We start from the raw sequence: 20773 nt of genomic DNA, 5'->3' as shown, positions 1-20773 counted from the left end.
CAGTCTAGCCGCGTGGACCAACGCGACGCAGGATCGCCTTCTCGGTGGCTGGCTTGGCCGGACCAACCGAATAGGCAGCCGAAACGGCAGCCGCCGCCTGCTCGGCATCCCCCGGCGAGCGCGCATGGACGAGCGCGATGGCTTCACCCGGACGCACTTCCGCGCCAACCGGCAAAAGGTGGGTCAGCCCGACCGCATGGTCGACCTTGTCTTCCGGCCGCGTCCGACCGCCGCCAAGGGCCACGACGGCAAGCCCGATTGCGCGTGTCGCGATCCCGGTGACAAATCCCCTGCGATCCGCTTTCACCTCAAGCCGCACGGGCGCTTGCGGAAGGTATTTCGCGGCCTTCTCGACAAAGTCCGCCGGGCCACCCAGCACCGAAACCATGCGGCCGAATACCGCCGCGGCTCGACCGCTGGTCAGTGCCTCCATGGCGCGCTGCAGCCCGTCCTGATTGGAGGCAACGAGGCCGGCCGATTGCAGCATTTCAGCGGCCAGGGCCAGCGTTACCGTCTGCAGGCGCCTGTCGCGGCTGCGCCCGGTGAGGAAATCAACCGCATTCTGCACCTCGACGGCATTGCCGGCAGCCGAGGCGAGCGGCTCGTTCATACCCGTCACCAGCGCGCTGGTCTTCAACCCGGCGCCGTTGGCGACCTCGACCAGGCTGGTCGCAAGCGCGGTGGCGTCGCGCGACTTTTCCATGAAGGCGCCGTTGCCGAGCTTCACATCCAGAACCAGGGACTGCAGCCCGGCCGCGAGTTTTTTCGACAGGATCGAGGCCGTGATCAAAGGCACCGATTCCACCGTCGCGGTGACGTCGCGGATGGCGTAGAGCCGCCTGTCGGCCGGAGCCAGGTCGCCGGTCTGGCCGATGATCGCGGCGCCTGCCTCCAGCACGGCCCGGCGCAGCAAGGCGAGATCGGGCTGGCTGACATAGCCGGGGATCGAATCCATCTTGTCCAGCGTGCCGCCGGTATGACCGAGGCCACGGCCGGAAATCATCGGCACATAGGCGCCGCAGGCCGCGACGATCGGCGCCAGCATCAGCGAGACATTGTCGCCGACGCCGCCGGTGGAGTGCTTGTCGGTCACGGGACCGGGCAGGTCCGACCAGTCGAGCACATCACCGGAATCGCGCATGGCCGTGGTCAGGGCCACCGCCTCGTCGCGGTTCATGCCGTTGAAGAAGACAGCCATGGCGAAGGAAGCCACCTGCCCTTCCGTGACCGTGCCGGAGGTCATGCCGGAAACGAAAGCCGCGATCTCTTCGGCCGACAGTTTCAGCCCGTCACGTTTCCTGCGGATGATTTCCTGAGGCAGCATCAGGCCGCGTCCAGCAGTCCGTCCTGGAACGCCCTCTTCAGCACCTTGGCGAGCTTGGCACCGCCGATCGGCGCCATGTCCTTGGTCTCGGTGTGCGAGAGTTCGGCGCCGGTCATGCCTGCGGCGAGATTGGTGATGACGGAACAGGCCGCCACGCTGAGCCCGAAGAAGCGAGCCAGGATCACCTCCGGCACGGTCGACATGCCGACCGCGGTGGCACCCATGATGCGCGCCATGCGGATTTCCGCCGGGGTCTCGAAGGAAGGACCCGAGAACCACATGTAGACTCCCTGGTGCAGCTTGGTATTGGCCGCTTTCGCGGCCCGCTCGATCGCCGCGCGCATGCCGGGGTCATAGGCTTCCGTCAGGCCGACAAAGCGGCGGTCGGTCGGCTCGCCGAACAGCGGATTGGAACCCGAGAAATTGATGTGGTCGTTGATCAGCATCACCGATCCCGGCGGCATGTCGGGATCGACGGAGCCTGCGGCGTTGGTGAGGATCAGCTTGGTTATGCCGATGCCGGCCAGCGCCTCGATCACCGGGCGCATGACGGCCGCATCGCCGTGCTCGTAATAGTGGGAACGGCCGGCCAGCATCAGCACCGGCTTGCCGGCGAAATGCCCCGCGACCACCGCACCGGCATGACCGGTCACGCCGCTCTTCGGAAAACCCGGCAATTCCGCGTAAGGAATGCGCACGGCATTCTCGATCTCGTCGACGAGACCGCCGAGACCCGAGCCCAGCACCAGCGCGACACTCGGCACGAGGCCATCCAGCCGTTCGACGAGGCGATCGATTGCGTCCTTCATTTGAGGATGTCGCCCCTGAAGCCATAAGGCAGCATGTCGCCCATGGTGACGGTTTCGGCCACGCCTGTCTCGTCGCAGAGATAGAGCTTGGTGTCGGGCCGGGTGAATTCGGCCAGCCGCTGGCGGCAGCCGCCGCAGGGTGAGCACTTCGCCATGCGTTCGGCGATGACGGCGATTTCCACGATCTTGCCGCCGCCGCCCATGATGTAGTGCCCGAGCGCAGTCGTCTCCGCGCACCAGCCTTCTGGATAGGAGGCCACCTCGATATTGGCCCCGGCAAAGACCCGACCGTCCTCGGTGCGAAGCGCCGCCCCCACCGGGAACTTCGAATAGGGCGCGTAGGCCTTGGCCATGGCCGCCTTGGCGGCGAGGTAGAGGTCATGCGACATGGATCAGCGTTCTTTCACATAGGGCACGCCACCGGCGCGCGGCGGGATCGCTTTGCCGATGAAACCGGCCAGCAGGATCACGGTGAGGATGTAAGGCAGCGCCTGCATGAGCTGCACCGGCACCTTGCCGATGATCGGCAGGGGGGCGCCTTGCAGGCGGATCGCCAGCGCGTCGAGGAAACCAAACAGCAGGCAGGCGAACATCGCGTTGACCGGCCGCCACTTGGCGAAGATCAGCGCGGCCAGCGCGATGTAACCCTTGCCTGCCGTCATGTCCTTCACGAAACCGCCGCTCTGCACCATGGAAAGATAGGCGCCGGCGATTGCCGTCAGGACGCCGGTGCAGATCACGGCACGGTAGCGCAGCCAGGCGACGGAAATACCGGCCGTATCGACCGCGGCAGGGTTCTCGCCGACGGCGCGCAGCCTGAGGCCGAAGCGTGTGCGGAACAGCACCCACCAGGTGAACGGCACGGCGAGGAAGGCGACATAGACCAGCAGCGAGTGGCCTGAGATCAGCTCCGCATAGATCGGGCCGATGATCGGCACGTCGCGTATCGCGTCTGCACCAGGAAGCGTGATCGCCTCGAACCGTTCGTTCGGCGCCAGCGCCGGCGTACGACCGCCTTGCTGGAACCAGGCCTGGCCGAGAATGATGGTGGAGCCGGCGGCGATGAAGTTGATGGCAAGTCCGGAAACGATCTGGTTGCCGCGATGCGTGATCGAAGCAAAGCCGTGCACCAGGGCAAGCGACACCGAGACCAGGATGGCGACGCCGAGGCCGATCCAGGCCGAATGGAACACAGAAGCGGCTGCGGCGCCCGCGAAGGCGGCTGCCAGCATCTTGCCTTCCAGGCCGATGTCGAAGATGCCCGACCGCTCGGAATAGAGACCTGCAAGGCAGGCCAGGAGCAGCGGTACCGACAGGCGGATTGTGGAGTCCAGCGTCTGGATGATGACGTCGAAGAAACTCATCTCAGGCCCCCTCGCCCTTCACGGCGGCCAAGCCGACAGACTTCGGGCTGATCGAAGCAAACAGCGTCTGGATGTACGGCCGGAACATGTGCTCGAGCGCGCCCGCGAACAGGATCACCAGCCCCTGGATGATGACGATCATGTCGCGGCTGATCGCCGGCATCTCGAAGGAGAGTTCTGCGCCGCCCTGATAGAGCATGCCGAACAGGATCGAGGCGAGGATGATGCCGACCGGGTGCGCGCGCCCCATCAGCGCGACCGCGATGCCGATGAAGCCGGCGCCGCCGGCGAGATCCACATAAACGCTGTGCTGGTCGCCCATGATCGCGTTGATCGACATCATGCCGGCGAGCGCGCCTGAGATCAGCATGGCGATGATGGTGACGCGCACTTCCGAAATGCCGGCATAACGCGCCGCTTTCTGGCTGAAACCGAACGTGCGTATCTCGTAACCGAGCTTGGTGCGCCAGATCAGCAGCCAGACCAGATAGGCCATCACCAGCGCCAGTAGGAAGGACACGTTGAAGGGCGCGGAACGGATCTTGGCTGTCCCGAACATCTCGATGATCCAGTTCAGCCGTGGCAGTTGTGCGCCCGCCTCCAGCATGCGCGTCTTCACCTCCTGCATCGCCTCGGGCTTCAGGATGTCGCGCAGCACATAGATCATCAGGCTTGCCGCGATCATGTTGAACATGATGGTGGTGATGACGATGTGCGAGCCGCGCTTGGCCTGCAGATAGGCGGGAAGAAACGCCCATGCCGCGCCGAAGAGCGCCGCGCCGGCAATCGCGAAGGGAAAAGTGACGTACCAGGGCACGACCCTGTCGAGTGCCAGGCAGACCAGGCCCACGCCGAGGCCGGCGACATAGGCCTGGCCCTCGCCGCCGATGTTGAACAGCCCGGCATGCATGGCGACGGCAACGGCAAGGCCGGTGAAGATGAAATTCGTCGCGTAGAACAGCGTGTAGGCAATGCCCTGGCCGCGGCCAAAGGCTCCTTCCACGAGGATGACCGCGGCCCGGAACGGATTTTCGCCGACCAGCAGCACGACGAGGCCCGCGACGATGAAGGCCACTGCCAGATTGATCAGCGGGATCAGCCCGTAATCGGCCCAGGCCGGCAGCTTGGCATAAGGCGTGCTCATTCGGCGGCTTCCTTCTGCTCGACGCCGGCCATCAGCAGGCCCAGTTCGCCTTCGCTGGCCTCGGGCCCACGTTCGCCGACGACACGCCCCGCAAACATCACCAGGATCCGATCGGACAGCGAGCGGATCTCGTCGAGTTCGACCGAGACCAGCAACACCGCCTTGCCCTGGTCGCGCATGGCGATCAGCCGCTTGTGGATGAACTCGATGGCGCCGACATCAACGCCGCGTGTCGGCTGGCCGACGATCAATACGCCAGGGTCCTGCTCGATTTCGCGCGCCAGCACGATCTTCTGCTGGTTGCCGCCCGAGAAATTGGCGGTCTTCAACCGCGGATTGGCGGGACGGATGTCGTATTTGGCGATCTTGTCCTTGGCGTCGGCCATGATGGCATCGACGTCGAGAAATGGTCCCTTGAGATACCGCTTGTCATTGTGATAGCCGAGGATCGAGTTCTCGTTTTCCTCGAAAGCCAGCACGAGGCCGACATGGTGCCGGTCTTCCGGCACATGCGCCAGCCCGCGCTGGCGCAGTTCGCCGGGGTCAGCGGCGCCGGTCAGGTCGATCGGCTTGCCGTCCAGCGTCACGCTGCCCGAAACCGCCTTGCGGATGCCCGAGATCGCCTCCAGCAGCTCCGATTGACCGTTGCCTGCGACGCCGGCGATGCCGACAATCTCCCCGGCACGCACGTCGAGCGAAACATCGTCGACCATGGTGACGCCGCGCTGGTCCCTGACGACCAGGTTCTTGACCGAAAGCTTGACCTCGCCCGCCTTGGCTTCGCCCTTCTCGACCCGCAGCAGCACGCGCCTGCCGACCATCAGCTCGGCCAGTTCCTCGACGGTCGTCTTCCTGGTTTCGCGCGTCGCCACCATCGTTCCCTGGCGCATGACGGAGACGGAGTCGGTGATCGCCATGATCTCGCGCAGCTTGTGCGTGATCAGCACGATCGTCTTGCCCTGATCCTTGAGCTGCTTGAGGATCCGGAACAGGTGATCGGCCTCGGCCGGTGTCAGAACGCCGGTAGGCTCGTCCAGGATCAGGATCTCGGCGCCACGATAAAGCGCCTTGAGGATTTCGACGCGCTGCTGCAGTCCGACAGGCAGCTCCTCGATGATGGCGTCGGGGTCCACCTCCAGCCCGTATTCGCGCTCCAGCCGTTCGAGTTCCGAACGCGCCTTGGCGATGGAGGATTTGAGCAGTGCATCGCTCTCGGCGCCGAGGATGATGTTCTCAAGCACGGTGAAATTGTCGACCAGCATGAAATGCTGGTGCACCATGCCGATGCCGGTGGCGATGGCATCATTGGATGTCTTGATCGAGGCCGGCTTGCCGTTGACGCGGATCTCGCCGCTGTCAGCCTGGTAGAAGCCGTAGAGGATCGACATCAGCGTCGACTTGCCGGCACCGTTTTCCCCGACGATGCCGTGGATCGTCCCACGAGCGATCTCGAGGTTGATGTCGCGATTGGCACGCACCGCGCCAAAACTCTTGTTGATGCCGACCAGCTCGATTGCGGCTTCCGCCATGCGATCGTTCCCACAATTTTTTTATCGTTTGGTCAAATTGACTAGCACGGCGCCCGTCCCCTGCCAATTGGCCGGCTATGGCATCCACTCTCGACAAATCCCGGCATGCTTGTCAATTTCGAACACACGGGGCATGCGCCATTGGCAGCCGCTGTACCGCAACTCAAGCCCGCCAAAGCAGGGTCCCCAGGGAAATTCACATGTCAGAAGAACGACTGACGACGTTGGAAATCCACGTCGCCGAACAAGACAAGACCATCGAGGACTTGTCCGGCCAGATCGCCGAACAGTGGAAGACGATCGAGCGCCTGCAGAAAAAGCTCGATGCGTTGACCAACCGCTTCCTGGCCCTGGAAGAGCAGACCGCACCGGACGTTCCGGTGACCAAGCCGCCACACTGGTAAAGGCATCCGATTGGCAAGGAGAGCACAGCGATGACCGGGGAGAGCGATCGTATCGCGCGCGCCAGCGACTATGTGCTCGGTCTTATGAATGAACGCGACCGCGAACGGGCCGAACGCGATCTCGAGATCGATCCCGCCTTCCGCAACGCGGTGATCCAGTTGGCCGAACGCATGCATCTGTTCGACCGCGGCGCCACGGACGAGACCAACCGTCCCTGGCAGGAAGTCGCCGCACGCATTGCCGAATTGCCGCAGATGTCGCCGCTGGCCAATGCAAAGGCAGGCAACCGGACCATCAGCGCGCCGCTTCCGCCGGTCGGCATCGGCCTGCATGCCCTGCCGGGGCGGCTCGCCATCGCGGTGGCCGCGGGATTGATCATCGCCTTCGCCTTTGGTTATCTCGCCGGGCGTCTGAGCCTGGGTTGAAACAAGGCTCAGGGGTTGTCGGCTTCTTCCGTCATCGGTGCGGCGTCCGCCGACGGCTCCCACAATTCGATCGGATTGCCTTCCGGATCGTGGATACGGGCAAAGCGGCCGACTTCCGAATCCCACTCTTCGCGCGTTTCGACCGCAATGCCCGCGGCCTTCAGGCTGGCGATCATGTCGTCCAGATCATCGACACGGAAATTGATCAGCCACTGCTGTTCCGCACGACCAAAATATTCGGTGTCCTCGGCGAATGGCGTGAATATGGTGAGTCCCGCGTCCTGACGCCAAACCGTCCTGGCGATGTCGTCGATGCCGAGATGACGTTCGTACCATTCGGCCAGCAGCTTCGGGTCGCGGGCACGGAAGAACATGCCGCCGATACCGGTTACCTTTGCCATGCCGTCTCTCCCTTGCAGCACCGCCCCTGCAACGACTTTAGCATGTAAGGGAGTGCTTAGAGACGCCTCGACAGCCGGCTTCTCGAAGCGTGCTAAAATTTCCGTTGCATCAGCACCAGCGGTTCCCCGTCGACGACCATCCGCTCGACGGCGATCCAGCCGAGCCTGGCGTAAAGTGCCACCGCGGCATCGGTATAGAGATAGAGTTCCCTGCAGTTAGCTGATCGGGCATGCGTTTCGACAGCTTCGATCAGCATGCGGCCAAGCCCGCGCCCGCGATGGTGTTCCGCGACGACCAGTCCCGCAAGCCATGGCGAAACATCATGCAACGGCTCGATCTCCTCGCGCACGAACAGGCATGAGCCGGCCAGCTCGCCGTCAACCTCTGCAACAAACCCTGCCTCGAAGCCGTCGCCCTCGACCAGCCGGGCCAGCGCGAGGACATCCGCTTCCCGCGCATGCTTGCCATCGGCGAAGAAGGCGACATGGCGCAATGCCGCCAGCGATGCGAGATCGGAATGCCGCATGATGCGGATGATGATGGACATGGACGTCTCCCGAACGAGAGCAGCCACCTGCCTGCGCTCTTGCAAGCCGACAAGCCCCAATCGCACAGCGTCGATGGACCACGTTCGCCGGCAAAAAAGAACCGCCGGGCTTTCGCCCGGCGGTCTTCATTCCCTGTTCAATGGCAGATCAATAAGGGCACTTGTTGTCGCTGGAATAGTCGTGCACTTCGATCTTGCCGGCGATGATCTCTTCCTTGGCCTTGTCGGCGGCCGCCTTCATGTCGGCGGTGATGAGATCCTTGTTGTTGTCGTCCATGGCGTAGTCGACGCCGCCTTCCTTCAGGCCGAGATTGTTGATGCCGCCGGTGAACTTGCCATCCTTGGCATCCATGAACGCGCTGTAAACGGCTACGTCGACGCGCTTCAGCATCGAAGTCAGCACCTTGCCCGGCTGCAGGCCGTTCTGGTTGGAATCGACGCCGATGCCGAGCTTGCCGGCATCCGCGGCCGCCTGCAGCACGCCGACGCCGGTGCCACCGGCCGCGGCGTAGATCACGTCGGCGCCCTGGTCCATCTGGGTCTTGGCGATCTCACCGCCCTTGGCCGGATCGTTCCAGGCAGCCGGCGTGTCACCGGTCATGTTGTAGATCACGTCGGTCGCGCCGCTGGCCTTGGCGCCGCCGACATAACCGCAGCCGAACTTGCGGATCAGCGGAATATCCATGCCGCCGATGAAGCCGACCTTCTTGCTCTTGGAGGCCATCGCGCCCAGCAGGCCGACGATGTAGGAACCTTCCTGCTCCTTGAACTTCAGCGAACGCACGTTCGGCAGGTCGACCTGATCGTCGATGATGGCGAACTTCAGCTCCGGATATTCCTTGGCAACCTTGGTCAGGGAATCGACCCAGGAGAAGCCGGCCATGACGATCGGGCTGCGGCCGTCTTCGGCGAAGCGGCGCAGAGCCTGTTCGCGCTGCGAGGCGTTCGAGACTTCGAACTCGACATAGGAGACGCCGCTCTCCTTCTTGAATTTCTCGGCGCCGTTGTAGGCGGCCTCGTTGAAGGATTTGTCGAACTTGCCGCCGAGATCGTAAAGCAGCGCCGGTTTGATGTCTTCGGCCATTGCCGGGAAGGCCAGCGCGGTTGCGGCCAGAAGGCCGAGAACGATACGTTTCATAGGATCCACACCCCTGAGGTTTATTTTTCCAGTCTGCCGCAGGTCCGGGTTCCGGCCCGGCTTGCGACGTCCGGCAGGAGCTGTTCCCTCCCGCTCAAGCTTTATCTTGCACGGCTAGGGACAAAATTCACGTGGAATTTTGACCCTTTGGAAAAAGCATGGCGCCGAAGCGGCGCCATGGAAAATCGTTTCTGAATAGGGTGCTAGCGGCAACGAGGGGGCAGACCCTGCTGCCCCGCCGGCTGTCGTCAGGCCGTCGCGGCGGGAGTTGGAATGGCGCAGCTCACGCCCGTGCCCTTCAACCCGCAATAACCGTAGGGGTTCTTCGCCAGGTACTGCTGGTGATCCTCCTCGGCGAAGTAGAACTCCGGCGCCGGCGCGATCTCGGTCGTGATCCTGTCGCGACCGGCAGCACGCAATGAGGCCTGATAGGCATCGCGCGAGGCGATCGCGGCCTGCTGCTGGGCGTCCGAGAACGTGTAGATGGCGGAACGATAGGTCGTGCCGACATCATTGCCCTGACGCATGCCTTGCGTGGGGTCATGCGCTTCCCAGAATATCTTCAGCAGTTCCGCGTAGGAGACGACCTTCGGGTCGAACACCACCAGCACGACCTCGGCGTGACCGGTGAGCCCGGTGCAGGTTTCCTGGTAGGTCGGGTTGGGGGTGATGCCACCGGCATAGCCGACGGCCGTTACCCAGACGCCGTCCGTCTGCCAGAACAGCCGTTCCGCGCCCCAGAAGCAGCCCAGGCCAAACAGGGCCGTTTCCAGCCCATCGGGATAAGGGCCCTTCAGCGGCCGTTTCGAGACATAGTGTTTCGAGGCGGTCGGGATCGGCCGCTCGCGGCCGGGCAATGCCTCTTCGGGTTTTGGTAGATTGATCTTCTTGTTCAGCATGTCACTGAGGAAAAACATGAGCTGTCTCCCTGTTTCTTCGACTTCTAGTTCGTCGCAGACACCGGAATGTTACGCATTGACCGCGAAGTTTCCCGCACGCCGCTGCCTGCGGTAGCCGATCGCATAGAGCAGGAAGGCCAGCGCCGCGAACAGCACGAAGCCCGGCAGGTCGAGCGCCTTGTCGATCACCGAATCCCAGGCGACGGCACCCGCCTTCTCGCGCACGAACGCTTCCGTCCTGGCCAGGGTGTCAGGCGAAACCGCGCTCCAGCTGACCTTGAGCGGGGTCATCACCAGATGCGAGGCAGCAACCATGCGAGTGGCGTCGAGCACGGCCATGATGACCGCGATCGCCAGTGCCACCATGGCGGCAAGTCGGAACAGGAAACGAAACATGCAGACCTTTCCAGCGTCTGTTTCGCCTTTACAGATATGGCGTGACGCCGGCCCACGCAATCGGCGTGCAGCCGATAAAAGCAATGTTCGCATCCATCGACGCGCTCTCTGGATGCCTGGCGGTGACGTTTCATCCGGAACGGTGCCCTTCCTGCGGTCACATGCCGGGATGGCGAAGAGCGGATCTCAAAAAGAAAGCATGAAGAAGCGCCCGGAATACCGCCGATATGACTTGGCATTCGCTGCCGGATCGACTAGATGAGCCCCGCACCCGAAGCTTCGACGGCTCAGGGCGCAGGAACGGATTGGCCATCGGTCGAGGCAATCCCACGCGAACCACGGTTCGGTTCCAGCAAGGGACGCGCTCCCGAAGACCGGCGCGGCGAAACCGGCCGCGACAGCGCAAACGACGGAGAGGTGGCCGAGTGGTTGAAGGCGCACGCCTGGAAAGTGTGTGTACGGGAAACCGTACCGCGGGTTCGAATCCCGCTCTCTCCGCCAGAACTATTCAGATGCTACAATGCTCCTCAAGAACTTAGCCTGACGGCAGGCGCCCCCTCCTTGACATCCCGTCGGTGGGGAATCCGCTGTGGGATCAGCTGGTAATGAGAGCGCTCACCAGTCGGGCCGTACGGGGAGCGAGGGTCAATCCTATATGGCCATGACCAAAAGCAAGAATGACGTCTCGCCCTCCCCTGGATGGACGGATCACCGGGACAGAATCGGGCATTGAAGGCCGGAACCCGAGCCAGGTCCGGCTCGGCTCACCGAGGTTCGGAAAAATCCCGCGCGCATTCGCTGTCAGCTTCTGAACAAGCCGCGGGGTGGCGGGCGCTGTCAGGCCCCCGAGTTCCACCAGGCCTGCAACGCGCAACCGGCCGTGCATGGGGCAGAAATAGAAGCCGCGTTCCGTTGGACAGACAGGCCGTTCGATTGGAGGCTCGTCCATATCGAACTCGAGATGATAACCGCGTTCCGTATCGAGCCGGACCCGGTCGCCGATCTGAGCAGCCAGCTTCTGCGAGCGGGCACCGGCAGAGATGACGGCAGTACGGGCACGGACTTCGAACGGTGCGGCGATGATTCGGGTTCCTCCCGGTTGGCGCACGATCCTCTGTGCGGAAGCCTGGATGAGTGTCACGCCCGCCTGGTGAACCTTCGCGGACAGACGGCGCATCGTCTCGCCCGGATCGATGAGATTGATCGCGCCGGGAAAGAACAGGCCACCGCCCTCGACAGGCGGCAGCCGGGGTTCCAGTCGCAGCACCTCGTCGGGGGAAAGCAGCTGCTGGGCAACGCCGTAGCTGCGGCGCAGCGCGATATCGGTCGCGGCCACCCGGAAAGCCTTTTGCGTCTTGTAGAGATAGAGGCAACCTCTCGTCGAGAGCAGGTCCGATGCGCCGATTTCCGCAGCGAACTCACGCCATGCCGCCGGGGCGTCGGACAGGAGCTCGGCAATCCGGCGGGTATTGTCACGATAGCGGTGCGGCAGCGACTCCCACGCGAAGCGCGCCAGCCAGGGAAACAGAGTGGGCAAGGCGGAAGTTCGGATCGACAGGGGACTGTCGGCATCGAGCAGCAGCGGCAAGAGGTTGCGCAGGACCGCTGGCGTTCCTACCGGCAGGACCGCATAGTCGGCGATGGTACCGGCATTGCCGTAGGAGGCGCCGCTGCCGGGTTCGTTTGGCTCGATCACCACGACCTCGCGACCGTCGGCGCGAAGCCGAAGCGCGATCGCCAGACCGATGACGCCGCCGCCGATCACGGCGACGTCGGTCGAAATCCTGCTCATCGAATCCATACCAGTTGGGAGGAGGACGGCGGCAACGCCGGGGGTGCCGCCGCGCGATGGTTTGACGCCGGCATTCAGCCGGATGCAGCGTATTTCGCGACATAGGCACGCGTGCGCGCCTCGCGTGGCCGGTCGAGCACATCCGCCGCAGCACCTTGCTCGATGATCTTGCCGCCATCGATGAAGACGACCCAGTCCGACACTTCCCGGGCAAAGGGCAGTTCATGGGTGACCAGGATCATCGTCATGCCGTCATTGGCGAGTTCGCGCATGACCCGCAGCACCTCGCCGGTCGATTCCGGATCGAGGGCCGAGGTCGGCTCATCGAACAGCAGCACGGTAGGCCCAAGCGCCAGCGCCCGGGCAATCGCCACGCGCTGCTGCTCACCACCCGACATGCGCTCCGGATAGGCTGTCGCCCGATGCGCCAGACCGACGCGGGTGAGCAGCCGCACGGCGCGCTCGACCGCTTCGCGCTCGCCGATCCCCGCAGCGTGCATCTGCGCGAGCACGACATTCTCGACCGCGGTCAGATGCGGGAACAGGTTGAAGCGCTGGAACACCATGCCGACACGCTGGCGCAGCCTGGCGAGATCCTTGCATGTCACCGCTCCACTGGCGCAGATCGCCTCGCCATTGACCTCGATGACGCCGTCGTCAGGCTGTTCGAGCAGGTTGACACAGCGCATCAGCGTCGTCTTGCCGCCGCCGCTCTGGCCGATGATGCTGACGATGCGGCCGCCCGGCACATCGAGATCGATGCCGCCGAGCACCTGCCTGCCATCGAAGGATTTCCGGAGGCCGCGGATGGTGACGGCCGGTTTGGTGGCCGCCATCGCGACGCCTTGCGTCATGCTGACTGGATGCTGGGTCATGCAGTTCCTCCCGCGAGCAGGATCTTCGCCAGCCGCAGCCGCCGACGCCGGCCGCGCGACAACGGCACACCGGCCTGGATCGTGCGCTCCAGCCAGAGCAGGCTTTGCGAGACCGGATAGCAGACCGCGAAATAGATGGCGGCAATGACGAGGTAGACCTCCAGCGCTCGGAACGTCTCGGAGGCGATCAGTTGCGCCTGGGTCATCAGTTCGGCAGCCGAGATCGTCACCAGCAGCGAGGTCGATTTGAGCAGGTCGACGAACATGGTGTTGGTGCCGGGCAGCGCCAGACGCAGCGCCTGCGGCAGCACGACATTGCCGAAGGTGGCGCCACGGCCGAGACCCAGCGCCTGTGCTGCCTCGTTCTGGCCGGAATGGATACCGGCGATGGCCGCGCGGAAGATCTCGGACAGATAGGCCGCGTAGAACAGCACGAGACTGAGCACGCCGGCAGCGAACACGCTGAGCTTCACCCCCACCGACGGCAGGCCGAAATAGGTGACGAAGATGATGGCGAGCAGCGGGACGTTCTTGAAGACCTCCGTGTAGAGCGCGGCCGGCAGCCGCACCAGACGCAGGCGGTTGAGGCGCATCAGCGCGAGCACAAGGCCGAGAAGTGCCGCGCCGGCGAAGCTGGCTATGGTGTAGGCTAGGGTCCTCAACAGACCCCAGCCGATATTGCCCATGTAGTCGCCCCAGGGAACCTGGAGGAACCCGCTGAAGACGTCGGAAGGGGACATTGTCCGGCCCTCCGCCCGTCAAGGCGCGATCGAGGGCGGCGACCAGTCCGCGGGACGATCGACGCCACGGCGCTGCGCCGCCATCTCCGGCGACGGAACCAGGAACTGTTTGGGGTCGCCGCCCCATTTGGTGATAAGCGCGGCAAGCGAGCCATCCTTGTACATGGCATCGATCTGGTCGGAGACCGCGTTGGCCAGCTTGGGCGCTTCCTTGGGCAGGTAGAAGCCGGTCATGTAGGGCTGGAAATACTGGTAGTCGGGATACTCCTTGACCTCGTCGGCAGTCGGCGGCGTCAGGTATTCGACGCGGAACTTCATGTCCGGCCGCTGCTTCTGCTGGTAGACGATCAGCAACGGATCGAGGAAACCCACATTGAGCCGGCCCGACGCAAGGTCCTGGAACACACTGTCGGCCGAAGGATAGGTATGCGGCGTGGCATTCGGCACCTGGGCGATCGATTTCGCCCAGACATAGCCGGTGACCGTGCCGAGATCCTTGCCTTCCAGGCTCTTGACGTCCGGATATGTGTCGGAGCCTGCGACAGCCATGGCCGGGGGCGAATAATAGGGCGGATCGGTGAACAGGCCGACCTTCTGGCGCGCATCCGACCAGGCGATGCCGCCGATCGTGATGTCGGCGCGTCGCGACTGCACCGAGGCGAGCATGCCGGGAAAATCGGTGACGTTGACTTCAATCTTGAGGCCGAGCTTGTTGGCAACCGTGGCGAGGATATCGCTGTCCAGCCCGACCAGCTTATCATCCTTCATCGCCGTATAGGGCATGTAGGGCTGGATGGTGACCTGCAGCACACCCGGCTTCAGCGTCTCCAGATCCTCCGCCGAGGCAGGCGGAAACACGCCAAGCAATCCCATGCCGAAGCCGAGCACAGCGGCGAAACCTCCCTTAAGCGACGACGACGAAAAATTCCTTTTTTTCATGACCGATACCTCCCTGCAATCTGATCAATATATTTGTAATATATCGATCAGTATATTATACATATCCATTGTCAAGCGATTCCCGGCGATCGGGCGCCGGCGCAGCGGAGACAGGGCGATGGACGCGTGGATGCATGAGGAAGACGAGGCCGGCGCGACGCTGGCCGAGCGCACCTATCTGCAGCTGCGGGAAGACATCATCACGGTGAAGCTGGCGCCGGGCACGCTGCTGCGCGAGAGCGAATTGATGCAGCGGCTCGACGTCGGCCGCACACCGGTGCGCGAGGCGCTGCTGCGGCTGCAACGCGACGGCTTCGTCGATGTCAACGGCCGCCGCGGCACGTCCGTCAGCAAGATCGACATCAGCGACCTATCGGCGATTTACGAAGCGCGCGCCACCATCGAGTCCTGGGCGACACGGCTGGCGGCGGAGCGCCTGCGCGAACCGGAACGGCGCGAAGCGCGCAAACTGCTGGAAGAACTCGCGGCTTTTTCGAACCCGCCCGAAGCCGAGCCGCTGCTGGCGCTCGACCGCCGCATCCACCGCTTCATCTACCGCGCCGCCAAGAACCCCTATCTGTTCGACACGCTCGACCACTACCACAACCTGTCGCTGCGCATCCTGCATGTGGCGACACGGCGCTTCCCCGAGCTGATGTCTGGCCTGGATAAGGTGCTGCACGAGCAGACCCAGATGCTCGAAGCGGTCTGCCGCGGCGACGGCGAAACCGCCGAACGCATCGCGCTACATCATGTCCTGAGTTTTGAAGAGGATGTGCGGAAGGTTATCTAGATGCCGGCTGCGCTGGGCAATCCTTGGGCAATCCGCGGCCAACCTTGCCATCCCGGTCTTTTGGGTGAAAGAACTGCGGGTTCTGCCGCTCAGCCAATCGATGCCAGCGCATCGATGTAGAGCCATTGCCCGTGGATGCAGAGCGCGAAGAAGGCACCGCTGCCGGTCTGATATCATTTGTTGTGATAGCGGCCGTCCGGGAGCCATGACACGGAAGCGCTTTCGGCCGCCGGTGACGGTCTCATGCACCCAGTTCTGCGAGAGGATCCGGTTCCACTGGCGGTGCCGCCATCTGCCATCAGGATGCGTGGCCGGATGACAGAACGCCAGGACGACCTGCACGTCTTCCCCACCACCCTTCATCCCTTCCTGCGTGAATGCAGGGTGTAAAGGCGTTGATGGTAAGTCTCAGACTTGGGCGAAGTCGTCGATTGCTGCTCAGCCAAACAAGCAGTGTTTGACAGCAGGGATCAGATCTAGACCGCAGCGGCCGAGCTGGCGCGTCTCTGCAATTCGCATTGAACAGCGGACTGCAGGCCAAGGATCTCCGTTCGGATCGCGTCATCAGTGACACCGTCGGCGCGCAACCCGGCGACGATACCAGCGATGCGCTCTCGCCAGAACGCGTTGGCGCTCGGACCATGAACGACCTCCAAATCATCGGAGATCGAGCGGACCAGGGTTGCACGAGAATGAAGAGGGAAGGGAATCAATTCAGCCATGTCCGGACGATCGGCCATGGATGGTTTACCAACAGTGAACCGACCCCCTTATTCAGGCTCCTTCAGACCTGGTTTGCTTCCTCTCCAAAACGCCCTCGGCGCTCCACAAAAACTCCACACAATATCGACACATCCTGAACGCAGCGCGGTCAAGCGCCCGTCTAGGCGGGCTGCGACATGAGCGCTCTTGAAATTTTGCCGCCCAACCATCGCCAGACGACGGAACACCGGGCGACAGTACGCCGGAAGACAACTTGCCGATGATGATGGAAAACGCACTTGTGCTGATCGTCGAGGACGAGCCCGAAATCGTCGACATTCTCGAAACCTATTTCGGCCGGGAAGGCTTTCGGACCGTCAGCGCGAATGACGGCCCGACTGGACTGGCGCACCATCTGCGCCTTCGGCCCGACATCATCATTCTCGATGTGAAGATGCCGGGACAGGACGGTTATGAGGTGCTTGCCGCCCTGCGTCGACGAGGCGACACGCCCGTTATCATGGTCACGGCGCTTGCCGAAGACCTGGACAAGCTGCAGGCTCTCCGCATCGGCGCCGACGACTATGTCGTCAAGCCGTTCAACCCCCTCGAGGTTGTCGCTCGCGCAAAGGCCGTGCTGCGGCGAACCCGGAGGAGAGATGCGGGAAACGCGATCAGGGTCGGACCGCTGACGGTTGATCCCGACGCATACATGGCATCGGTGGAAACCGTGAAGGGTCAGGTCTCGCTGGAGCTGACCCGGACCGAGTTTCGCCTTCTGGCCCACATGGCCAGTTCACCGAACCGGGTCTTCGAGCGTAGCGAGTTGGTCGATGCGTGCCTCCCTGAAGGAGAGGCACTGGAGCGCACGGTGGACAGCCATGTTAGCAATCTGAGACGCAAGCTTGCCGCGGCTGGAGCCGATGGTCTCATGACCGGAGTGCGCGGGGTAGGCTACAAGCTGGTCACCAGCTATCGCTAGGACGCCAGATGTGCGCCATATCCGCTGCGAAGCCGAACAATTGACCGGACGTCGATGAAAAAAGGGACCCTCAGCAGTCAGGTCATGCTGTCGATCAGTGCCGTGACGCTGCTGGCGCTCGCGGTCATGTTCTTCGGCGGGATTTTCTACTACTACAACTATGAATGGCTCGTCCCCGTTTCGATCCAGGGTGAGGAGAGCGATTGGGTATTCACCGATTTCGTCGCGCTTGCCATTTTCGTCGCGATCAGCCTGGTTGCAGCAGGGATCGTCGGATGGAGACTGGCGCGTCGAATTCTACGCCCCCTCGAAACCGTTGCCAAAGCGCTTCGCTCCATCACCAGCGGGGACTTCAGCGCCCGCGCCGAAGTGGTGCAGAATGGCTTTGGAGAGGCCGAAACGCTGATCAGCGATTTCAACGCGATGGCCTGGCGCCTGGAGACCGCCGAATCCGAATTGCGGTTCTCGAACTCCGCCATCGCACACGAACTGCGCACGCCGCTGACGATCCTCCGCGGGCGTTTACAAGGATTGGCCGACGGTGTCTTTCCGCCGACCAGAGAGCTGTACGGCAATCTCATCGCGCATGTCGACGGTTTGACATATCTCGTCGAAGACTTGCGGACCCTTGGCCTAGCCAGCGCCGGCCATCTCGAGCTGAAGCTGGAAACGGTCGATCTGGCGCGTGAGGTCGAGGCTATTGCCGGTGCCATGGAACCGGAGATGGCGGCGGCTGACATAAAGCTGGAACGGCACCTGCAGTCCGTTCCGTGCAAAATTGACCGCAATCGCGTGCGCCAGGCGTTGTTGGCCGTGCTCGACAATGCGCGCCGTTACGCTCCGCACAGCACGGTACACATGCAGACCTTCGTCTCCGGCTCGGTCGGCATCATTCGCTGCTCCGACTCCGGTCCGGGTGTACCTCCTGGTAGCCATGAAAAAATGTTCGAGCGATTTTGGCGTGCGGACGAATCCCGCTCTCGCAAGAGTGGCGGCAGCGGACTGGGATTGGCCATTGTGAGAGCCGTCCTGCGCGCGCATGGCGGAGATGCCGTGGCCAGATCGTCGCCAAGCGGCGGTCTGGTCATCGAGGTTTCGCTGCCGCTTTCCCCTGCCCCTGGCATGGATGGGAAATCGGTTTCTGCCTGACACAAGATCAGCCGGCTCACAATCGCTTGCTTGTCGGCGCTTGCCCGCTTGCATGAGAGGATCGTTCGTCGGCATCCATGTGACGTCAAAAGGCCTTTCCTCCACGGAACCTCCACGAACCATTCACGGAATCGCGACCTTTGCAGCCTGGAGTGGAAGATGCACTTCCAATGCCGCGACGTCTTTTCGATTGGACATTGGAGCAAGGGAAGTCGGGAGGGGTCAGCAGGACTGCCCGAAGAATATGAGTGCATTTGGAATAAAGGCGGTTCGATTTGAATAGCGCGCGTCGGGACTTGGTATCGGAATTGGTTCGCGCTGACAGATGCTGGCGTTCCCACGCAGAGCGGAAATTCATGCGCCACGACATTTCCGAAGCCCGTGCAATGCCCTTGATTTGGGTTTCAAGACTGGGAAATGGCGTCTGGCAATCCGAGGTAGCGAACAGTATCGGCATCCGCGCAGCGACGCTTGCCGACATGATTACCCAGCTTGAGGCTGCCAAATTGATTGAACGTCGCGAAGATCCGAAGGATCAACGCGCAAAAGCCCTTTGGCTTACTGAAGAAGGCACCGCCCTGGCTGCCAAGCTCGAAGACGTGCTTTGCGAACTGCATGAAGACATCTTGTCCGATTTCGATGTTTCGGAGCTGGAAATCGCCACCAAGATCCTTCGCCGCATTTCGATGCGACAACCGAAATCCAATCGTTTTTTCGCCAACAGGCGAGAAAGATCGTCGCATCCGGGCCAGGATCGAGCGCGCGAAAGCAACACGAAATTCTGATTAGCAAAATTTTGCGTTCCTTTCGCCATCGGGCGCGGGACGACAAACCTATCCAGAAAAACTTCATCTAGTCGGCGAACAATACTCCGATTTGGTCAGCATTTTATTAGACGGTAGCTCCGCATCGATTGCAGGGGATACATCGATGCGGAACCACCCCATCGACTGGAGGTCGATGTGGTTTTTATATATTACGAAGACGAGCAAATGACGACTCTTATAAATACAAGTCGTAAAATAAATTTAATTAGATTCCTGACTTTAAATATGAATATGGTTAGATTCCGAAATAAATAGTGTCATTGTGACAACATTTGAAGAAACTATACGAGAAATAATCAGAAAAAACTGAAATCAATTTGCCGAAGACCGAATTCGATGCGAAGGCTTCGCTCGAAAAGGAAAAAGATTCTGCCTTTTCGAGGACACTTTTCCAAAGACAGGAGTTTGAAAATGAACGTTAAGAGCCTTCTCCTCGGCTCGGCTGCGGCTTTGCTCGCGGTTTCCGGTGCGCGCGCCGCCGACGCTGTCGTCGTCGCCGAACCGGAGCCGGCGGAATACGTCAAGATCTGCGACGTCTACGGCGCCGGCTACTTCTATATCCCGGGCACCGAAACCTGCCTGCGCGTCGGTGGTTACGTACGCTATGACGTCGGTCTCGGCGATTTTGGCGGCGTCAAGACGACAGACCGACTGAATGGCCGCGAGCGTGATACCTATGCCAAGAACGCCCGCTTCACGCTGAAGACCTGGACCGGCCAGGAAACCGAATACGGCACCTTGAAGACCTATACCGAAACCCGCTTCAATTTCGGCAACAGCGGCGACAACGCCAATGCCCGCAACAAGGATGTGACGCTGAATTTCGCGTGGATCCAGCTTGGCGGCCTGCGTGTCGGTAAGGATGAATCGGCCTTCAACACCTTCTCGGGTTATGCCGGTAACGTCATCAACGACGATTTCATCCCCTTCGGCGAGTACGACACCAACCTGATCAGCTACACCTTCGATGCCGGCAACGGCTTCTCGGCGATCGTCTCGCTGGAACAGGGATCGGGCAGCTACAATACCCGTGTCAAGAATGAAGCCGGCCTGTGGGTCGCCAGGGCTGCAAACCAGACCATCGACAGCTACGTTCCGCACGTGGTCGCAGGCGCTAAATACACCCAGGGCTGGGGATCCATCTCCGGCGTTGCAGCCTACAACAGCGCTTATGAAGAATGGGCCGGCAAGGTCCGCCTGGACGTGAAGGCAACCGATCAGATTTCGCTGTTCGTGCTCGGCGGCTACGGCACCGAGAAGAACTCACTGCGCAATTTCTACAAGACATGGGATGGCAAGTGGGCCATCTGGGGTGGCGGTACCTACAAGTTCAACGAGAAGACCGCGTTCAACATCCAGGCCTCCTATGACCAGGGCAAGACCTTCGCCCTGGCGGCAAACATCGCGCATCAGCTGGTTCCGGGGTTCACGATCACCGGCGAAGTGGACTATTTCAACAAGTCTGCCAGCAAGTACCACGCCAAGAGCGACGGGGTCGGCGGCGTGCTTCGTTTCCAGCGCGATTTCTAAAATGTCGTCCTGAATTGGATCTCGGAACCCGGCCCAATGGCCGGGTTCCAGCTTTTGGCTGG

At 62.1% G+C, this 20773-nt stretch carries 23 protein-coding genes and 1 tRNA gene; 8 read left to right on the top strand and 16 right to left on the bottom strand.

The genetic code is table 11. The features are described from left to right. Positions 1-4 precede the first annotated feature (4 nt). From deoA to ACFJIU_RS01015, 6 genes are read right to left on the bottom strand one after another with little or no spacing between them, the layout of a single operon-like run. Positions 5-1324, bottom strand: coding sequence for a thymidine phosphorylase (gene deoA, locus ACFJIU_RS01040; protein WP_379066738.1), 1320 nt, complete (start codon positions 1322-1324; stop codon positions 5-7). Continuing rightward, positions 1324-2133 carry a purine-nucleoside phosphorylase gene (locus ACFJIU_RS01035; RefSeq protein WP_379066736.1) on the bottom strand — a complete coding sequence of 270 codons (810 nt, stop codon included), beginning with the start codon at positions 2131-2133 and terminating at the stop codon, positions 1324-1326. The genes deoA and ACFJIU_RS01035 overlap by 1 nt, the downstream gene beginning before the upstream one ends. Beyond that, a complete protein-coding gene (gene cdd, locus ACFJIU_RS01030; RefSeq protein WP_129413386.1) occupies positions 2130-2522 on the bottom strand; it encodes a cytidine deaminase in 393 nt (130 codons plus the stop codon). Before cdd ends, ACFJIU_RS01035 begins: the two co-directional genes overlap by 4 nt. A 3-nt stretch (positions 2523-2525) precedes the next feature. Then, entirely contained in the window at positions 2526-3497 is a 972-nt protein-coding gene (locus ACFJIU_RS01025; RefSeq protein WP_379066734.1) for an ABC transporter permease, read from the bottom strand. Between the two features lies 1 nt (position 3498). After that, positions 3499-4641, bottom strand: coding sequence for an ABC transporter permease (locus ACFJIU_RS01020; protein WP_379066732.1), 1143 nt, complete (start codon positions 4639-4641; stop codon positions 3499-3501). Next, positions 4638-6170 carry an ABC transporter ATP-binding protein gene (locus ACFJIU_RS01015; protein ID WP_379066730.1) on the bottom strand — a complete coding sequence of 511 codons (1533 nt, stop codon included), beginning with the start codon at positions 6168-6170 and terminating at the stop codon, positions 4638-4640. The genes ACFJIU_RS01020 and ACFJIU_RS01015 overlap by 4 nt, the downstream gene beginning before the upstream one ends. A gap of 200 nt (positions 6171-6370) precedes the next feature. On the opposite strand from ACFJIU_RS01015, the gene ACFJIU_RS01010 reads away from it, so the two are divergent. Both ACFJIU_RS01010 and ACFJIU_RS01005 read left to right on the top strand, forming a co-directional pair. Beyond that, entirely contained in the window at positions 6371-6574 is a 204-nt protein-coding gene (locus ACFJIU_RS01010; RefSeq protein WP_379066728.1) for a SlyX family protein, read from the top strand. A gap of 30 nt (positions 6575-6604) precedes the next feature. Beyond that, positions 6605-7000, top strand: coding sequence for a hypothetical protein (locus tag ACFJIU_RS01005; RefSeq protein WP_379066726.1), 396 nt, complete (start codon positions 6605-6607; stop codon positions 6998-7000). Positions 7001-7008: 8 nt separating this feature from the next. Here the strand turns inward: ACFJIU_RS01005 and ACFJIU_RS01000 are convergent, their stop codons facing one another. The 5 genes from ACFJIU_RS01000 to ACFJIU_RS00980 all read right to left on the bottom strand — a co-directional run bounded on the left by ACFJIU_RS01000 (position 7009) and on the right by ACFJIU_RS00980 (position 10382). Further along, positions 7009-7401, bottom strand: coding sequence for a VOC family protein (locus ACFJIU_RS01000; RefSeq protein ID WP_379066724.1), 393 nt, complete (start codon positions 7399-7401; stop codon positions 7009-7011). 92 nt (positions 7402-7493) lie between these two features. Then, a complete protein-coding gene (locus ACFJIU_RS00995) occupies positions 7494-7949 on the bottom strand; it encodes a GNAT family N-acetyltransferase (protein ID WP_379066723.1) in 456 nt (151 codons plus the stop codon). Between the two features lie 148 nt (positions 7950-8097). After that, positions 8098-9087: a BMP family protein gene (locus ACFJIU_RS00990; protein WP_379066721.1), complete on the bottom strand. Its 990-nt coding sequence runs from the start codon at positions 9085-9087 to the stop codon at positions 8098-8100. Between the two features lie 248 nt (positions 9088-9335). Continuing rightward, positions 9336-10004: a peptide-methionine (S)-S-oxide reductase MsrA gene (gene msrA / locus ACFJIU_RS00985; RefSeq protein ID WP_379066719.1), complete on the bottom strand. Its 669-nt coding sequence runs from the start codon at positions 10002-10004 to the stop codon at positions 9336-9338. 51 nt (positions 10005-10055) lie between these two features. After that, entirely contained in the window at positions 10056-10382 is a 327-nt protein-coding gene (locus ACFJIU_RS00980; protein WP_379066717.1) for a hypothetical protein, read from the bottom strand. A gap of 411 nt (positions 10383-10793) precedes the next feature. On the opposite strand from ACFJIU_RS00980, the gene ACFJIU_RS00975 reads away from it, so the two are divergent. Beyond that, positions 10794-10883: transfer RNA gene (locus ACFJIU_RS00975), tRNA-Ser, on the top strand. A 94-nt stretch (positions 10884-10977) separates the two neighbouring features. On the opposite strand, the gene ACFJIU_RS00970 is transcribed toward ACFJIU_RS00975, so the two are convergent. The 4 genes from ACFJIU_RS00970 to ACFJIU_RS00955 all read right to left on the bottom strand — a co-directional run bounded on the left by ACFJIU_RS00970 (position 10978) and on the right by ACFJIU_RS00955 (position 14728). After that, entirely contained in the window at positions 10978-12174 is a 1197-nt protein-coding gene (locus ACFJIU_RS00970) for an NAD(P)/FAD-dependent oxidoreductase (RefSeq protein ID WP_379066715.1), read from the bottom strand. A 74-nt stretch (positions 12175-12248) separates the two neighbouring features. Beyond that, positions 12249-13049: an amino acid ABC transporter ATP-binding protein gene (locus tag ACFJIU_RS00965; RefSeq protein ID WP_379066713.1), complete on the bottom strand. Its 801-nt coding sequence runs from the start codon at positions 13047-13049 to the stop codon at positions 12249-12251. Next, the gene (locus tag ACFJIU_RS00960; RefSeq protein WP_379066711.1) at positions 13046-13789 is read right to left on the bottom strand and encodes an amino acid ABC transporter permease; all 744 of its coding nucleotides are present in this window, start codon (positions 13787-13789) and stop codon (positions 13046-13048) included. The genes ACFJIU_RS00965 and ACFJIU_RS00960 overlap by 4 nt, the downstream gene beginning before the upstream one ends. Before the next feature lie 18 nt (positions 13790-13807). Next, the gene (locus ACFJIU_RS00955; protein ID WP_379066709.1) at positions 13808-14728 is read right to left on the bottom strand and encodes a substrate-binding periplasmic protein; all 921 of its coding nucleotides are present in this window, start codon (positions 14726-14728) and stop codon (positions 13808-13810) included. Between the two features lie 118 nt (positions 14729-14846). Between ACFJIU_RS00955 and ACFJIU_RS00950 the strand changes: the two genes are divergently transcribed. Further along, positions 14847-15521 (top strand): GntR family transcriptional regulator, encoded by a 675-nt coding sequence (locus ACFJIU_RS00950; protein WP_379066708.1) that lies wholly within the window; start codon positions 14847-14849, stop codon positions 15519-15521. A 476-nt stretch (positions 15522-15997) separates the two neighbouring features. Here the strand turns inward: ACFJIU_RS00950 and ACFJIU_RS00945 are convergent, their stop codons facing one another. Beyond that, on the bottom strand, positions 15998-16261 hold the full coding sequence (locus tag ACFJIU_RS00945) for a DUF6074 family protein (RefSeq protein ID WP_379066706.1): 264 nt from the start codon (positions 16259-16261) through the stop codon (positions 15998-16000). A gap of 248 nt (positions 16262-16509) precedes the next feature. Between ACFJIU_RS00945 and ACFJIU_RS00940 the strand changes: the two genes are divergently transcribed. The 4 genes from ACFJIU_RS00940 to ACFJIU_RS00925 all read left to right on the top strand — a co-directional run bounded on the left by ACFJIU_RS00940 (position 16510) and on the right by ACFJIU_RS00925 (position 20711). Further along, positions 16510-17205 (top strand): response regulator, encoded by a 696-nt coding sequence (locus tag ACFJIU_RS00940; RefSeq protein ID WP_379072878.1) that lies wholly within the window; start codon positions 16510-16512, stop codon positions 17203-17205. A gap of 84 nt (positions 17206-17289) precedes the next feature. Next, on the top strand, positions 17290-18354 hold the full coding sequence (locus tag ACFJIU_RS00935; RefSeq protein ID WP_379066704.1) for an ATP-binding protein: 1065 nt from the start codon (positions 17290-17292) through the stop codon (positions 18352-18354). A gap of 356 nt (positions 18355-18710) precedes the next feature. Continuing rightward, the gene (locus tag ACFJIU_RS00930) at positions 18711-19139 is read left to right on the top strand and encodes a MarR family winged helix-turn-helix transcriptional regulator (protein WP_379066702.1); all 429 of its coding nucleotides are present in this window, start codon (positions 18711-18713) and stop codon (positions 19137-19139) included. A gap of 453 nt (positions 19140-19592) precedes the next feature. Next, on the top strand, positions 19593-20711 hold the full coding sequence (locus ACFJIU_RS00925; protein ID WP_379066700.1) for a porin: 1119 nt from the start codon (positions 19593-19595) through the stop codon (positions 20709-20711). Positions 20712-20773: the final 62 nt, after the last annotated feature.

This window comes from Mesorhizobium sp. UC74_2 (assembly GCF_042701485.1).
GTDB lineage: Bacteria > Pseudomonadota > Alphaproteobacteria > Rhizobiales > Rhizobiaceae > Mesorhizobium.
The sequence above is the reverse complement of the archived record's forward strand: the minus strand, read 5'-3'. Positions and strand labels throughout refer to the sequence as shown.

What these genes read in the sequence shown, in the direction of transcription:
- ACFJIU_RS01015 (WP_379066730.1), bottom strand. Translation starts at nt 6,170, where the DNA reads ATGGCGGAAGCCGCAATCGAGCTGGTCGGCATCAACAAGAGTTTTGGC.
- ACFJIU_RS01005 (WP_379066726.1), top strand. Translation starts at nt 6,605, where the DNA reads ATGACCGGGGAGAGCGATCGTATCGCGCGCGCCAGCGACTATGTGCTC.
- ACFJIU_RS00995 (WP_379066723.1), bottom strand. Translation starts at nt 7,949, where the DNA reads ATGTCCATCATCATCCGCATCATGCGGCATTCCGATCTCGCATCGCTG.
- ACFJIU_RS01020 (WP_379066732.1), bottom strand. Translation starts at nt 4,641, where the DNA reads ATGAGCACGCCTTATGCCAAGCTGCCGGCCTGGGCCGATTACGGGCTG.
- ACFJIU_RS01000 (WP_379066724.1), bottom strand. Translation starts at nt 7,401, where the DNA reads ATGGCAAAGGTAACCGGTATCGGCGGCATGTTCTTCCGTGCCCGCGAC.
- ACFJIU_RS01025 (WP_379066734.1), bottom strand. Translation starts at nt 3,497, where the DNA reads ATGAGTTTCTTCGACGTCATCATCCAGACGCTGGACTCCACAATCCGC.
- ACFJIU_RS00955 (WP_379066709.1), bottom strand. Translation starts at nt 14,728, where the DNA reads ATGAAAAAAAGGAATTTTTCGTCGTCGTCGCTTAAGGGAGGTTTCGCC.
- deoA (WP_379066738.1), bottom strand. Translation starts at nt 1,324, where the DNA reads ATGCTGCCTCAGGAAATCATCCGCAGGAAACGTGACGGGCTGAAACTG.
- ACFJIU_RS00930 (WP_379066702.1), top strand. Translation starts at nt 18,711, where the DNA reads ATGCGCCACGACATTTCCGAAGCCCGTGCAATGCCCTTGATTTGGGTT.
- ACFJIU_RS00925 (WP_379066700.1), top strand. Translation starts at nt 19,593, where the DNA reads ATGAACGTTAAGAGCCTTCTCCTCGGCTCGGCTGCGGCTTTGCTCGCG.
- ACFJIU_RS00970 (WP_379066715.1), bottom strand. Translation starts at nt 12,174, where the DNA reads ATGAGCAGGATTTCGACCGACGTCGCCGTGATCGGCGGCGGCGTCATC.
- ACFJIU_RS00990 (WP_379066721.1), bottom strand. Translation starts at nt 9,087, where the DNA reads ATGAAACGTATCGTTCTCGGCCTTCTGGCCGCAACCGCGCTGGCCTTC.
- cdd (WP_129413386.1), bottom strand. Translation starts at nt 2,522, where the DNA reads ATGTCGCATGACCTCTACCTCGCCGCCAAGGCGGCCATGGCCAAGGCC.
- ACFJIU_RS00940 (WP_379072878.1), top strand. Translation starts at nt 16,510, where the DNA reads ATGGAAAACGCACTTGTGCTGATCGTCGAGGACGAGCCCGAAATCGTC.
- ACFJIU_RS00935 (WP_379066704.1), top strand. Translation starts at nt 17,290, where the DNA reads ATGCTGTCGATCAGTGCCGTGACGCTGCTGGCGCTCGCGGTCATGTTC.
- ACFJIU_RS00945 (WP_379066706.1), bottom strand. Translation starts at nt 16,261, where the DNA reads ATGGCCGATCGTCCGGACATGGCTGAATTGATTCCCTTCCCTCTTCAT.
- ACFJIU_RS00980 (WP_379066717.1), bottom strand. Translation starts at nt 10,382, where the DNA reads ATGTTTCGTTTCCTGTTCCGACTTGCCGCCATGGTGGCACTGGCGATC.
- ACFJIU_RS00965 (WP_379066713.1), bottom strand. Translation starts at nt 13,049, where the DNA reads ATGACCCAGCATCCAGTCAGCATGACGCAAGGCGTCGCGATGGCGGCC.
- ACFJIU_RS00950 (WP_379066708.1), top strand. Translation starts at nt 14,847, where the DNA reads ATGGACGCGTGGATGCATGAGGAAGACGAGGCCGGCGCGACGCTGGCC.
- ACFJIU_RS01035 (WP_379066736.1), bottom strand. Translation starts at nt 2,133, where the DNA reads ATGAAGGACGCAATCGATCGCCTCGTCGAACGGCTGGATGGCCTCGTG.
- ACFJIU_RS00960 (WP_379066711.1), bottom strand. Translation starts at nt 13,789, where the DNA reads ATGTCCCCTTCCGACGTCTTCAGCGGGTTCCTCCAGGTTCCCTGGGGC.
- msrA (WP_379066719.1), bottom strand. Translation starts at nt 10,004, where the DNA reads ATGTTTTTCCTCAGTGACATGCTGAACAAGAAGATCAATCTACCAAAA.
- ACFJIU_RS01010 (WP_379066728.1), top strand. Translation starts at nt 6,371, where the DNA reads ATGTCAGAAGAACGACTGACGACGTTGGAAATCCACGTCGCCGAACAA.